The sequence below is a fragment of the Amycolatopsis sp. lyj-23 genome (genome assembly GCF_046549135.1).
In the GTDB taxonomy this organism is placed as follows: domain Bacteria; phylum Actinomycetota; class Actinomycetes; order Mycobacteriales; family Pseudonocardiaceae; genus Amycolatopsis.
Genome location: NZ_JAJPWN010000019.1, coordinates 62,776 through 76,531 on the forward strand (window position 1 = coordinate 62,776; position 13,756 = coordinate 76,531).

Here is a 13,756-nt window from a genome sequence, read left to right on the forward strand (position 1 = left end):
TCCCCGGGATCGGGATGCTCCGAGAGACCGGGAACCTGTTCGCTCTCGGCCTGGACATCGTCCGCGGCCTGTTCCAGCGCCCGTTCCAGCTGCGGGAGTTCATCCAGCAGTCGTGGTTCATCGCGAGCGTGACCATCCTGCCGACGGCCCTGGTGGCCATCCCGTTCGGCGCGGTCATCTCGCTGCAGTTCGGTTCGCTCGCCCGCCAGCTGGGCGCGCAGTCCTACACCGGCGCGGGCTCCGTGCTCGCCACCGTGCAGCAGGCCAGCCCGCTGGTCACCGCGCTGCTGGTGGCGGGCGCGGGCGGCTCCGCCGTCTGTGCCGACATCGGCGCGCGGACCATCCGCGAAGAGATCGCCGCGATGGAGGTGCTCGGCGTCTCCGCGGTCCAGCGGCTGATCGTGCCGCGGACCCTCGCCATGATGCTGGTCGCGCTGCTGCTCAACGGCATGGTCAGCGTGATCGGCGTGCTCGGCGGCTACTTCTTCAACGTCGTGCTGCAGGGCGGGACGCCGGGTGCGTACCTGGCGAGCTTCTCCGCCCTCGCGCAGCTGCCCGACCTCTGGGTCGGCGAGATCAAGGCGCTGATCTTCGGGTTCATCGCCGCCGTCGTCGCGTCCTACCGGGGTCTGAACCCCTCCGGCGGCCCGAAGGGCGTCGGGGACGCGGTGAACCAGTCGGTGGTCATCACGTTCCTGCTGCTGTTCGTCGTGAACTTCGTGATCACCCTGATCTACCTGCAGATCGTGCCCGGAAAGCTGGACTAGCGCCATGACGTTCCTCCAGGGCGCCAAGCGCGTCGCCAACCGTCCTCTGCAGACGCTGGACACCCTCGGTGACCAGATGTCGTTCTACGGCCGGGCACTGCTGTGGACGCCGCGGACCATCCGCCGCTACACCAAGGAAGTCCTCCGGCTGCTGGCCGAGGTGAGCTTCGGTTCCGGCTCGCTGGCGGTCATCGGCGGCACGGTCGGTGTGATGGTCGGCCTGACGCTCTTCACCGGTGTCCTCGTCGGCCTGCAGGGCTACTCAGCGCTGAACTCGATCGGGACGTCGGCCTTCACCGGCTTCCTGACCGCGTTCTTCAACACGCGCGAGATCGCGCCGCTGGTCGCCGGGCTCGCGCTGTCCGCGACCGTCGGGGCCGGCTTCACCGCCCAGCTGGGCGCGATGCGCATTTCCGAGGAGATCGACGCCCTTGAAGTCATGGGCGTGCCGAGCCTGCCGTACCTGGTCACCACCCGGATCATCGCCGGGTTCGTCGCGGTCATCCCGCTCTACATCATCGGCCTGCTGAGCTCCTACCTCGCGTCACGACTGGTCGTCATCTACATCTACGGCCAATCCGCGGGCACGTACGACCACTACTTCGACCTCTTCCTGCCACCGCAGGACGTGCTCTATTCGTTCATCAAGGTGCTGCTGTTCAGCGTCCTGATCATCCTGTCGCACTGCTACTTCGGGTACCGGGCCACCGGTGGCCCGGCCGGTGTCGGCGTCGCGGTCGGCAAGGCCGTGCGGCTGTCCATCGTCACGGTGTCGATCATGAACTTCTTCATCGGGTTCGCCATCTGGGGAACCGACGTCACGGTAAGGATCGCGGGATGAGGACGCTCCGACGCAGGCTGCTCGGCCTGCTGCTCGTCGCCGTGATGGTCGGCGGGGTGGCGCTGTCCATCGCGCTCTACGACAAGGCGTTCACGCCGGTCGTCACGGTCAAGCTGGAGGCCGACAAGATCGGCAACCAGCTGATCAAGCAGTCCGACGTCAAGGTGCGCGGGCTGATCGTCGGCTCGGTGCAGGACATCGTCGCCACCGACCACGGCGCCGAGCTCACCCTGGCGCTCCAGCCGGACTCGGCGAAGCTGATCCCGGAGAACGTCTCGGCGCGGTTCCTGCCCAAGACGCTCTTCGGCGAGCGGTTCGTCTCGCTGGAGCTCCCGAAGGACCCCTCGGCGAAGACGTTGAGCAACGGCGACGTCATCCCGCAGGACCGCACGTCGAGCGCGGTCGAGCTGGAGCAGGCGTTCTCCCACCTGATGCCGGTGCTGCAGGCGGTCCAGCCGCAGAAGCTGTCGGCGACGCTCACCGCGATCTCGACGGCGCTGTCCGGCCGCGGCGACCAGCTCGGCGACACGCTTTCCCAGCTGGGCACCTACATCGGCGAGCTGAACCCGCACGAGCCGGAGCTGCAGCACAACCTCAAGGCGCTCGCGGAGTTCTCCGACCACCTCAAGGACGCGGCCCCGGACCTGGTGCAGAGCCTGGACAACCTGAGCACGACGACCCGGACCGTGGTCGACGAGCGGCAGAACCTGAGCACCCTCTACGGCAGCCTCACCCAGGCCTCGGTGGACCTGCAGACGTTCCTGCAGAACAACAAGGACAACATCATCTCGCTCGTCGACACCGCCCGGCCGACGGCCGAACTGCTGGCGAAGTACGCGCCGGAGTACCCGTGCGTGATCTCCCAGATGGCGAAGAACGTGCCGCTGATCGACCAGGCGCTCGGCAAGGGCACCAACCAGCCCGGCCTGCACGCGACGATCGAGATCATCGTGCCGCGCGCGCCCTACCAAGCCGGCAAGGAAGAGCCGCGGTTCGACGACAAGCGCGGCCCGCGCTGCTACGACATCAAGGACATCCCGAAGCCGTTCCCGTCCGAGCCGCCGGACGGCGCGTTCAAGGACGGCACCATCCACCAGGCCGCGCCGAAGAGCGCCGGCGACGGCCTCAACCCGGCCAAGTTCAAGGCCGACGCGGCCGGCAACGGCGGGTCCGGTGGTGATCTGGCGTATTCGACGGCGGAGCAGGGCTTCCTGGCCGACCTGCTCGGCCCGCAGCTGGGCATGACCGCGGCCGACGTCCCCAGCTGGAGCGCGCTGCTCGTCGGCCCGCTGTACCGGGGTGCGGAGGTGACGGTCAAGTGAGGGGCCTGCTCGCACCGCTGATCAAGCTCGGCATCTTCGTGGTCGTCACCGTGCTGTTCACCACGATCCTCGGCATCAGCATCGCCAACATCAACACCACCAGCACCAACGCCTACAAGGCGCGCTTCACCGACGCGACGCTGCTGCTGCCCAACGACGACGTCCGCATCGCCGGCGTCCGGGTCGGGCAGGTCAAGGACGTGCACATCGTCGACAAGCGGCAGGCCGAGGTCGAGTTCGAGGTCGACGCCGGGCGGACGCTGCCGGCCGGGGTCACCGCGCAGATCAAGTTCCGCAACCTGGTCGGCCAGCGGTACGTCTCGCTCGGCGAGGGCGCCGACACCTCCGGCAAGACCCTGCAGCCGGGCGGCACCATCCCGCTGGAACGGACCACGCCGGCGCTGGACCTGACCGAGCTGTTCAACGGCTTCAAGCCGCTGTTCACCGCGCTCAACCCCGAGGACGTCAACAAGCTGTCCTACGAGGTCATCCAGGTCCTGCAGGGCGAGGGCGGCACCGTCGAGAGCCTGCTGTCGCACACGGCGTCGCTGGCCACCACGATCGCCGACAAGGACCAGGTGATCGGCGAGGTCATCGACAACCTCAACTCGGTGCTCGACACGGTCAACGCGCACACCCCGCAGCTCAACGACCTGATCGTGAAGCTGCAGCAGCTGGTGTCCGGGCTGGCCGCCGACCGCAAGCCGATCGGCGACGCGATCGAGAGCCTCGGCAACCTGGCCCAGACGACGTCCGGGCTGCTCGGCGAGGTGCGGGAGCCGCTGAAGAACGACATCAGCGCGCTCGGCAACCTCACCCAGCAACTCAACAAGAACGAGCCGGAGCTGGAGCACTTCATCCAGTTCCTGCCGACCAAGGTGAGCACGCTGACCCGCACCGCGGACTACGGCTCCTGGTTCAACTTCTACGCCTGTGAGTTCTCCGGGAGCGTGAGCTTGCCGCCACTGATCAACGACGTCGCCCTGCCCCTGATCCCGGCGAACCGGGCGAGGTGCTCGGGATGAAGTCGTTCCAGAAGCGCAACCCCGTGCCGATCGCGCTGGTCGGGATCGTCGTGCTGGCGCTGGCGTTCACCGCCGCGCTCAACTCCGACGACCTGCCGGTGATCGGCGGCGGCACCACCTACAGCGCCGAGTTCAGCGAGGCCTCCGGGCTGCAGAAGGACAACGACGTCCGGATCGCCGGCGTCAAGGTCGGCAAGGTCAGCGACATCGAGCTCGACGGCGCGTCGGTGAAGGTGTCGTTCAAGGTCAAGGACGCCTGGCTGGGCGACCGGACCAGCGCCGCGATCAAGATCAAGACGCTGCTCGGGCAGAAGTACCTGTCGCTGGACCCGCAGGGCGAGAACGCGCTGAACCCGGGCACCGGCATCCCGCGGGACCGCACGATGGCGCCCTACGACGTGCTCGACGCCTTCCGCGGGCTGTCCCAGACGGTCGACAACATCGACACCAAGCAGCTGGCCCAGAGCTTCGACACGATCTCGCAGACCTTCGCCAACACCCCGCAGGACGTGCGGGGCGCGCTGTCGGGGCTGTCGAAGCTGTCGGACACGATCGCCTCGCGCGACCAGCAGCTGTCGAACCTGCTGGCCAACACCCGCGAGGTGTCGCAGACGCTGGTCGACCGCGACGCCGAGGTGCAGAAGCTGCTCACCGACGGCAACAAGCTGCTCGACGAGCTGTCCCGGCGCGAGGACGCGATCACCGCGCTGCTCAACGGCTCCCGCGAGCTGGCCACCCAGCTGCAGGGCTTGATCGACGACAACGGCAAGCAGCTCGACCCGGTGCTGACCCAGCTCGACCAGCTGACGTCGATGCTGCAGCGCAACCAGGACTCGCTGGCCGAGGGGCTCCAGAAGTTCGCGCCCTTCATCCGCGTCTTCACCAACACCATCGGCAACGGCCGCTGGTTCGACAACTACATCTGCGGCCTGCTCCTGCCGTCGATGGGCCCGATCAACGAAGAGGGGTGCTACACGAAATGAGTGACACCCGCTCCAGTGCCAGTCCCTTCGGGCAAGCCCTGACCAGGGGCTTCACCATCGCCGTCGTGCTCGCGCTCGTCGTCGCCGGCGGGATCTGGTGGACCCTCAAGGACGCCGGCCGCAACCACCTGACCGCGTACTTCGCCGGCGCCGTCGGCCTGTACGAGGGCAACAGCGTGCGGATGCTCGGCGTCGACATGGGCACGGTCACCAAGATCACGCCGATGGGCAACCAGGTGAAGGTCGACTTCGAGTACGACCGCTCGGTCGCCGTCCCGGCCGACGCCAAGGCGCTCATCGTGGCGCCGTCGCTGGTGTCGGACCGGTACGTGCAGCTCGCTCCGGCCTACACCGGCGGCCCGCGCATCTCCGACGGCGCGGTCATCGGCCTCGACCGCACCGAGGTGCCCCTCGAAGTCGACCAGCTCGCCTCGAGCCTGGCCCGGGTCAGCGAGACCCTCGGCCCGAACGGCGCCAACAAGACCGGGTCGCTGTCGAACCTGCTCAACACCGCGGCCGCCAACGTCGACGGCAACGGCCAGGCCCTGCACGACACGATCACCAAGCTCGGCCAGGCGGCCGGGACGCTGGCCGGCAACAAGGACGACCTGTTCACCACCGTCCAGAACCTCGGCCGGTTCTCGCAGACGCTGGCCGACTCCGACAAGCAGGTCCGCAGCTTCGAGAGCCAGCTCGCCGACGTCAGCGGCTACCTGGCGTCCGAAAAGGACAACCTGGCCGCGACCGTGCAGCAGCTGGGCACGACGCTCACGGCGGTGCAGTCGTTCATCGACCAGAACCACGACCGGCTCAAGTCCAATGTGGACAAGCTGGCCGGCATCACGAAGGTCCTCGTCGACCAGCGCAGCTCGCTCGCCGAGATCCTCGACGTCGCCCCGGTCGGCCTGAGCAACCTGGTCAACACCTACAACGGCGCGGCAGGCACGCTCGACGCCCGGCCGAACCTCAACGAGCTGACCCAGCCGCCGCTGGTGATGATCTGCCGCCTCCTCAAGCAGGTCGGCACCAAGGGCATCCCGGACGTGCTCGGCAACGCCTGCGAGAGCATCGCCGGCGTCGTCGACAAGGTGATCCCGCTGCCGTCCGTGGCGCAGACCGTGCAGGCCCTGCAGTCCGGTCAGCTGCCGCCGCTGCCGCTGCCCATCGCCGGGCAGCTCTACGGAGGTGGCCAGTGAAGAAGCTCCTGACCGTCGGGGTGCTGGTGACGGCGTCCGCGCTCGCGGTGTCCGGCTGCTCCTTCAAGGGCATCTACGACCTGCCGCTGCCCGGTGGCGCCGACCTCGGCGACCACCCGTACACGGTGAACGTCGAGTTCAAGGACGTGACCGACCTGACCCCGCAGGCCGGGGTGAAGGTCGACGAGGTACCGGTCGGCCGGGTCGAGAACGTCGGGCTGACCAAGGACGGCTGGCACGCGCTGGTGACGCTGAAGGTCAACGGCGACATCAAGCTGCCGGCCAACGCGCTCGCCAACGTCAAGCAGTCCAGCCTGCTCGGCGAGAAGTACGTCGAGCTGGCCTCGCCCGGTGCCGACCAGGCGCACGGCAAGCTCACCGACAACGCGACCATCCCGCTGGCCCGGACCAACCGCAGCGTCGAGGTCGAGGAACTGCTCGGGGCGCTGTCCCTGCTGCTCAACGGCGGTGGGGTCGACCAGCTCAACACGATCACCAAGGAGCTCAACAAGGCCACCTCCGGCCGCGAACCGGACATCAAGGCGCTGCTGGACAACGCGAACCTGCTGGTCACGAACCTCGACCGGCAGTCGCAGAACATCACCCGGGCCATCGACGGGCTGAACCGGCTCTCCTCGACCCTCAACGACCAGAAGGACAAGCTGGTCGGCGCGGTCGACCACCTCGGGCCCGGGCTCGGCGTGCTGGAGCAGCAGCGCGGCCAGCTGGTGACCATGCTGCAGGCGCTCGACAACCTCTCCGGCGTCGCCACCGACACGGTGAACAAGTCGCAGAAGGACCTCGTCGCCGACCTGAAGGCGCTGACGCCGACGCTGCAGAAGCTCGGCGAGGCGGGCAACGACCTGCCGAAGGCCCTGGAGCTGCTGCTGACGTTCCCGTTCACCGACCAGGCGGTCAACGGCGTCAAGGGCGACTACTTCAACCTGTTCGCGAAGGTGGACCTGAACCTGAAGACCATCGTCGAGAACCTGGGCAACAGCAGGCAGAACGCGCTGTCCGGGCAGCTGCCGCTGGCCGGCCTGACCGGCGGGGTCCAGGGCACGCCGGCCAACCAGCCGCCGCCGCTGCCGATCCCCGGCGCCGGGCAGCAGCCCGCGCAGTCGAAACCGGGCCTGGGCAACCTCTTCGGGCTCCTGCCGGGAGGTGCGGGCTGATGCTGATCCGCCGGACGAAGATCCAGCTGATCGCCTTCGTGGTGATCTCGGTCGTCGCGATCGTCTACGCCCTGGTCCGGTTCGCCGGGCTCGGCACGGTGTTCGGGAACAGCGGCTACACGGTGAAGCTGCAGCTCAACGAATCGGGCGGCATCTTCACCAACGCCGAAGTCACCTACCGCGGCTACAACATCGGCCGGGTCGGGGAGATGCGGCTCACCCAGACCGGGCTCGAGGCCGACCTGAACATCGACCCGTCGGCGCCGAAGGTGCCCGCGGACCTCGACGCCGTGGTCGCCAACCGGTCGGCGGTCGGCGAGCAGTACGTCGACCTCAAGCCGAAGGCCGACCAGGGCCCGTACCTGGCGGCCGGCTCGGTCATCCCGGCGAACCGGACGACCACGCCGGTCAGCACCGACCGGCTGGTCGGCGACCTCGACTCGCTCGCCGCGTCGGTCCCGGTCGACTCGCTGCGCACGGTCGTCGACGAGTCCTACGACGCCTTCCGCGGCACCGGCGGCGACCTGCAGAAGCTGCTGGACACCGCCCGCAGCTTCACCACGACCGCGCAGCAGTACCTGCCGCAGACGATTCAGCTGCTCGACGCCGGCGGCCAGGTGCTCGACACGCAGAACGCCGAGGCGGCGAACTTCGCCTCGTTCAGCAAGAACCTCAACGAGCTCACCGGCACGCTGAAGAACTCCGACGGCGATCTGCGCAAGCTCATCGGGATCACCCCGCAGGTGGCGTCGCAGATCAGCCAGGTGCTGGCCGAGTCGGGCCCGGGCCTGGGCGCGCTGACGGCGAACCTGCTGACCACGGCCAACCTGACCGTGACCCGCCTCGACGGGATCGAGCAGGGCCTGGTCACCTACCCGGCGCTGGCCGGGGCGGCGAGCAGCGTCGCCCCCGGCGACGGCACCGCCCACCTCGGCCTGGTGCTGAACCTGTTCAACCCGCCGGCCTGCACGAAGGGGTACATCCCGTACTCGCAGTTCCGCACCGGGAACGACCTCACGCCGCGGCCCGCGGCCGAGAACGCGTACTGTGCCGAACCGAAGGGCAGCCCGATCAACGTCCGCGGGGCGCAGAACGCGCCGTACGGCGGGGTGCCGGTCGCGCCGTCGGACAGCGACGTCGCGGCCAACGCGAACCGGCCCGCCGAAGAGCTGGCCGAGGAGCGGAACACCCGGGGCGTTCCGGGCATCGTCGGCAGCCCCGGCGTCAGCCTGAACAGCCTGGGCTCGCTGCTCGGCCTGTCCTGACGGGGATTTGATGACCGTTACCTACTCTGGAGTGTCATGAGCACGGACGAGCCGGCCGCCACGGCGGTGGAGGACGAGCAGTCCTCGCCGACGCCGCCGAAGGACCCCTCGCGGACCCTGGTCCTCGGTGCCGGGGCGCTGGCGCTGGCCGCCCTGATCGCCGCGGCGTTCTTCGGCATCCAGTGGTGGGCGGCGGCGGCCGACGACAACGCCGGGCTGGCGGCTTCGCGCGAGGCCGTCGTCAAGGCGGGCACGAACGCGCTGAAGGCCTACACCGAGGTCGACTACACCGACCTCGACGGCTTCTTCGCCCGGCAGAAGGCCGTGTCGGACGACAAGATGGCCCAGCAGATCGACCAGTCCGCGCCGACGTTCCGCAAGGCGCTGTCGGACGCCAAGACGAAGGTCACCACGGACGTCCAGGACATCGCCGTCGAGGAGTTGGACGACCACGAAGGCAAGGCCAGCTTCCTCGCCGCCATCGCCACGACCGTTACCCAGGGGGACAAGAGCAGCGCGAAGCCGCTGCGCCTCGAAGTCTCGATGACCCGGGTGGGCGAAGAGTGGAAGCTGTCCGGCATCGACAGCGTCCCGCTCGTCGCGGCCGGCCAGTAGTACAGAAGGAGCCTCGTAGTGCCCCCCTCCCGCCGCCAGCCGCCGCGCACCACCCCGACGCCGTCGCGGCGTCCCCGCGTGGCCGGGCTGCGCAAGCCTTCGGTGGACGAGTCCGCCGCCGAGCGGACCGGCCAGCTGCCCGCCGTCCCGCCCGCCGAGCCGCGGAAGCCGCGGCCCCGGCCGGCCCCGCGTCCGGTGCCCCGGCCGGCCGCCGAGCCCGAGCCGTACGAAGCCGACTCCGGGCGGCTCGACTCGGCACCGGCCGAGGACACGCAGGTGTTCGCGGCGGTCGAGTCCGACGCCGGTGTCGAAGCAGACGCCGGTGCCGAAGCCGAGCCGCAGGTCGACGCCCTCACGGGCGAGCCGGCGGCCGAGGAAGCCCCGGCGCGGCCGGCCCCGCGGCGCAAGAAGCGGGACAGCGGGATCGCGAAGCCGACGGAGGAGTCCGAAGTCCCGGTCGCCGACGCGGCGGCGGAGAAGCCCGCGGGTGCGAAGGTGCCGAAGCCGTACCTGGTGGCGGGTGCGCTGGTGCTGGTCGCGCTGGTCCTCGGCGGCCTGGCGTTCTGGTTCCACAGCAAGGCCCAGGAGATCACCTCGGCGACGAGCAACACGGCGCTGCTGGACGTCGCCAAGACGGCCCAGGTCAAGGACGCGGTGTCGAAGGCGGCCGAGTCGCTGTTCTCCTACGACTTCAACAACATCAAGAAGACCGAGGACGCGGCGAACGACCTGCTGGCCAACGACGACGTCAAGGCCAAGTACAACTCGCTGATGGGCGAGGTGAAACGGCTGGCGCCGCAGCAGAAGATGATCGTGACGTGCAAGGTGACGCGCGCGGCGGTGATCATGCTCAACGGCGACCTGGCGAAGGTGATGGTCTTCGTCGACCAGACCTCCACCCGCACGGACACGAAGAAGACGACGGCGGGCACGGCCCAGCTCCACCTGAACGCCCAGCTGCAGGGCGACAAGTGGAAGATCACCGACATGGACACCTACAACGCCCCGAAGGTCCCGTCGGCGTCGACGGCACCCTCGTCGGCGCCGGCGTCCCCGTCGCCCTCGAAGTAGCTCCGACCAGGGCGGTTCCCGAACTACCCACGTTGGTAATGGCTCCTGCCGCACGCGTGGGCGAGTCTCGGTACGTGACGACGTTGCGGCAGCCCGAGGTGGCTCTGATCGGTGCGGGGCTGATCGCCCGCCTGCACCTGGAAGCGTGGCTCGGCGCGGGGGCCGCCGTGCGGGTGTACTCCGACGACGGCCGGGGCGGCGAGCTCGCGGCGGAGTTCGGCGCGACGGCCGTGGGGTCCTTGCCCGAGGCGCTGGACGGCGCCGACGCGGTCGACATCTGCACGCCGACGGCGAGCCACCGCGAGATCGCCCTGACCGCCATCGCCGCCGGCGTCGGCGTCGTGTGCGAGAAGCCGCTCGCGGCCAGCGCCGAAGAGGCCGAAGAGATCGTGGCCGCCGCCGAGGAAGCGGGAGTGCGGCTCTACGCCGCCCACGACGTGCGGTTCGCCGCGCCGTACGCCCGGCTGCACGAACTCGTCGCGAGCGGGAAGCTCGGCGAAGGCGCGATCGGCCGGTTCTCCTTCTCCGCCTACCACCCGCGGCCCTGGACCGGGACCGCGTCCGCGCGGTCGGGCGGCATCCTGACCGACCAGCTGCTGCACGGCGCCGACCTCGCCCACTGGGTCTTCGGGGACGTCGTCCGCGTGCACGCCTGCTACCAGGGCGACATCGCCACCCCGGCGCCCGAGGGGGCCGTCGCGACCGGAACCGCCGTGCTGACCCACGCCAGTGGCGCCATCAGCCAGGTCGTGAGCCGGTGGACCGCCACCCCGCGCCCGCCGGTGCGGGTCGCCTTCCACGTATCCGGCACCGGTGGGACGGTGAGCTACGACTCCGAGTGGCCGCAGGAGGTCCGGGTGGTCGACGGCGTGGCCGAGAACTTCGCCTACGGCGGGCCATCGGTGTTCGCCACCGAAATGCGGGAGTTCGCCACGGCCTTCGCCGGCGGTCCCGAGCCGCGCATCGGGGCGGCGGACGCGCTGGCCGCCGTGCGGATCATCCACGCCGCCGCCGAGTCCGCGTGGACCGGGCGGGCCGTCGAACTTCCGGTGAGGGGAGCAGCGTGAAGGTCGCCATCCTGTCGTCCACGCCCGGGCACCACGCCAAGGCGGTTCGCGGCCTGCCGGACGTCGAAGTCGTCGCCGCGGAAACGTGGGACGCGGTCGAGCCGGTCCGGCGGGCGGCCGAAGCCGGCGCGCGCGTGCTGTGCGAATACCCGTCCGCGGCCAAGGAAGCGGACCTCAAGGCCGTCGTGGACGCCGGGGGCGACCGGCTCGCCTTCGCGTCCCCGGCCTGCCACGGCGAGGCGTTCGCCGTGGTGCGCCGGGGAATCGCCGGCGGCGGCATCGGCGAGCTCACGACCGTCCTCGGCTCGGTGACGACGAGAGCGGACGCGGTGCTGGGTGCCGCCGCGCCGTACCTGCTGGACCTGGCGGACGCCGTCCTCGGCGGCGAGCCCGCGCAGCAGGTGTACGCCCAGACCAACACCATCCTCAATGGACGGAACGCGGAAAGCGCGGCGGTGCTGACCGTCCGGTACCGCAGCGGGAAAGTGGCCTCGTTCGACTGCCGCCGCAGCGCGTCGGGGACGGGACGGCCCGCCGTCACCTTCATCGGGGACAAGGCGAGCGTGCAGTACGACGCCGGTCCGCGGCTGCTCGACGGCGAGCGCCCGGAACTCGGCGGCGAAGACCTGAATGCGTTGCTGCTCAAGGACTTCGTCGGCTCTGGAGAATGGCCAGGACCGGACGGCCAGGCCGCACTGAGGACGTTCCGGATCATCCAGGCGGCCTACGAATCGGCGCACACCGGGCAGCCCGTGGACCTGCCTCCCGGCGGCTGACACGGCTTCTTTTCGACGGGGCTTTCTCCTGCGTGGCAGGGGAAAGCCCCGTTTTCGTGCGGCCGCGGCGGGGCACCGGATGGCTCTACCAGAGTGAGGGATGTCGCCTTCCGGCGGCTCGCCTAGCCTGAATCGAGAACGAAAAGACTGCTCTGTGCCGGGAGATTCGGCGAAACAGGTGGAGGCCGCGATGAGTGTTACGCAGGTGAAAATCGCGTTGAGCGGTGGACCGGCCGAACTGGCACTGGCGCACCGCAGCGTCGACGCCGCCGCACTGGAGAACACGCTCAAGATCCGCCACGGCGCCGGTTACGAGCACTTCGTGCACGGCGGGGAGTTCCAGGCCGTCGACGGCTGCGAGATCGCGGTCTTCCGGTGGTCGCACCGCACGAAGATCGCCGAATAAGCACCAGCGGATCTCCCCCGGGAAAGGTTTCCATGACCGACGCAATTTCGTTCGAGGTTCCGTGGGCGCGGACCGACAAGTTCGACCCGCCCGCGGTGTTCGACTCGCTGCGCGAAGAGCGTCCGCTCGCGAAGATGGTCTACCCGGACGGGCACATCGGCTGGATCGTTTCCAGCTACGAACTGGTCCGCGAAGTCCTCAGCGACCCGCGGTTCAGCCACAGCTGCGAAATCGGCCACTTCCCGGTGACGCACCAGGGCCAGGTCATCCCGACCCACCCGCTCATCCCCGGCATGTTCATCCACATGGACCCGCCCGAGCACACGCGGTACCGCAAACTGCTGACCGGTGAGTTCACCGTCCGCCGCACCAGCAGGCTGATCCCGCGCGTCGAGGCCGTGGCCGCCGAGCAGATCGAGGTCATGCGGGCCAAGGGTGCCCCGGCCGACATCGTCACGGACTTCGCCAAGCCGCTCGTCCTGCGGATGCTGGGCGAGCTCGTCGGACTGCCGTACGAAGAACGCGACCGGTACGTGCCGGCGGTGACGCTCCTGCACGACGCGGAGGCGGATCCGGCCGAGGCCGCGGCCGCCTACGAGGTGGCCGGGAAGTTCTTCGACGAGGTCATCCAGCGGCGGCGCGAGCAGCCCGCCGACGACCTCATCAGCTCGCTGGTCGGCGAGGACCTGACCCAGGAAGAACTGCGCAACATCGTCACCCTGCTGCTGTTCGCCGGGTACGAGACCACGGAAGGCGCGCTGGCCACCGGCGTCTTCGCGCTGCTGCACCACACCGACCAGCTCGCGAAGCTGCGGGCCGAGCCGGAGAAGCTCGACGCCGCGATCGAGGAGCTGCTGCGCTACCTGACCGTCAACCAGTACCACACCTACCGCACCGCGCTGGAGGACGTGAAGCTGGACGGCGAGCTGGTCAAGAAGGGCGACACGATCACGGTGTCGCTGCCCGCGGCCAACCGCGACCCGGCCAAGTTCGGCTGCCCGGCCGAGCTGGACATCGAGCGCGACACCTCCGGCCACGTCGCCTTCGGCTTCGGCATCCACCAGTGCCTGGGCCAGAACCTGGCGCGCATCGAGCTGCGGGCCGGGTTCACGGCGCTGCTGCGGGCGTTCCCCGAGCTGCGGCTGGCCGTCGGCGCCGACGAGGTGCCGTTGCGGCTGAAGGGTTCCGTCTTCTCGGTGAAGCAGCTCCCCGTCTCCTGGTGAGCGGCCCTTCCCCCCGATTCACCG

The 13,756-nt window shown here is 69.5% G+C and carries 14 protein-coding genes; all 14 read left to right on the top strand.

The window, feature by feature from the left end; translation table 11 throughout:
- Window positions 1-14 precede the first annotated feature (14 nt).
- Complete coding sequence (locus tag ACLJPY_RS38680; protein ID WP_003060268.1) at window positions 15-767, top strand: MlaE family ABC transporter permease; 753 nt, start codon at window positions 15-17, stop codon at window positions 765-767.
- A 4-nt stretch (window positions 768-771) separates the two neighbouring features.
- Window positions 772-1,608 (top strand): MlaE family ABC transporter permease, encoded by an 837-nt coding sequence (locus tag ACLJPY_RS38685; RefSeq protein ID WP_072474798.1) that lies wholly within the window; start codon window positions 772-774, stop codon window positions 1,606-1,608.
- Entirely contained in the window at window positions 1,605-2,930 is a 1,326-nt protein-coding gene (locus ACLJPY_RS38690) for an MCE family protein (protein WP_410595953.1), read from the top strand. Before ACLJPY_RS38685 ends, ACLJPY_RS38690 begins: the two co-directional genes overlap by 4 nt.
- Window positions 2,927-3,955, top strand: coding sequence for an MCE family protein (locus tag ACLJPY_RS38695; protein WP_410595954.1), 1,029 nt, complete (start codon window positions 2,927-2,929; stop codon window positions 3,953-3,955). Before ACLJPY_RS38690 ends, ACLJPY_RS38695 begins: the two co-directional genes overlap by 4 nt.
- On the top strand, window positions 3,952-4,938 hold the full coding sequence (locus ACLJPY_RS38700) for an MCE family protein (protein ID WP_410595955.1): 987 nt from the start codon (window positions 3,952-3,954) through the stop codon (window positions 4,936-4,938). Before ACLJPY_RS38695 ends, ACLJPY_RS38700 begins: the two co-directional genes overlap by 4 nt.
- Window positions 4,935-6,134, top strand: a complete 1,200-nt coding sequence (locus ACLJPY_RS38705; RefSeq protein WP_410595956.1) for an MCE family protein — start codon at window positions 4,935-4,937, stop codon at window positions 6,132-6,134. Before ACLJPY_RS38700 ends, ACLJPY_RS38705 begins: the two co-directional genes overlap by 4 nt.
- On the top strand, window positions 6,131-7,309 hold the full coding sequence (locus tag ACLJPY_RS38710; RefSeq protein WP_410595957.1) for an MCE family protein: 1,179 nt from the start codon (window positions 6,131-6,133) through the stop codon (window positions 7,307-7,309). Before ACLJPY_RS38705 ends, ACLJPY_RS38710 begins: the two co-directional genes overlap by 4 nt.
- Complete coding sequence (locus ACLJPY_RS38715) at window positions 7,309-8,574, top strand: MCE family protein (protein ID WP_410595958.1); 1,266 nt, start codon at window positions 7,309-7,311, stop codon at window positions 8,572-8,574. The genes ACLJPY_RS38710 and ACLJPY_RS38715 overlap by 1 nt, the downstream gene beginning before the upstream one ends.
- A gap of 36 nt (window positions 8,575-8,610) precedes the next feature.
- Entirely contained in the window at window positions 8,611-9,189 is a 579-nt protein-coding gene (locus ACLJPY_RS38720) for a hypothetical protein (protein WP_410595959.1), read from the top strand.
- 78 nt (window positions 9,190-9,267) lie between these two features.
- Complete coding sequence (locus ACLJPY_RS38725; protein ID WP_410596062.1) at window positions 9,268-10,260, top strand: hypothetical protein; 993 nt, start codon at window positions 9,268-9,270, stop codon at window positions 10,258-10,260.
- A 74-nt stretch (window positions 10,261-10,334) separates the two neighbouring features.
- Complete coding sequence (locus tag ACLJPY_RS38730) at window positions 10,335-11,327, top strand: Gfo/Idh/MocA family protein (protein WP_410595960.1); 993 nt, start codon at window positions 10,335-10,337, stop codon at window positions 11,325-11,327.
- Window positions 11,324-12,103: a Gfo/Idh/MocA family protein gene (locus ACLJPY_RS38735; RefSeq protein ID WP_410595961.1), complete on the top strand. Its 780-nt coding sequence runs from the start codon at window positions 11,324-11,326 to the stop codon at window positions 12,101-12,103. The genes ACLJPY_RS38730 and ACLJPY_RS38735 overlap by 4 nt, the downstream gene beginning before the upstream one ends.
- Window positions 12,104-12,293: 190 nt before the next feature.
- Window positions 12,294-12,509: a DUF5988 family protein gene (locus ACLJPY_RS38740; protein WP_410595962.1), complete on the top strand. Its 216-nt coding sequence runs from the start codon at window positions 12,294-12,296 to the stop codon at window positions 12,507-12,509.
- A gap of 32 nt (window positions 12,510-12,541) precedes the next feature.
- The gene (locus ACLJPY_RS38745) at window positions 12,542-13,732 is read left to right on the top strand and encodes a cytochrome P450 (protein WP_410595963.1); all 1,191 of its coding nucleotides are present in this window, start codon (window positions 12,542-12,544) and stop codon (window positions 13,730-13,732) included.
- Window positions 13,733-13,756 lie beyond the last annotated feature (24 nt).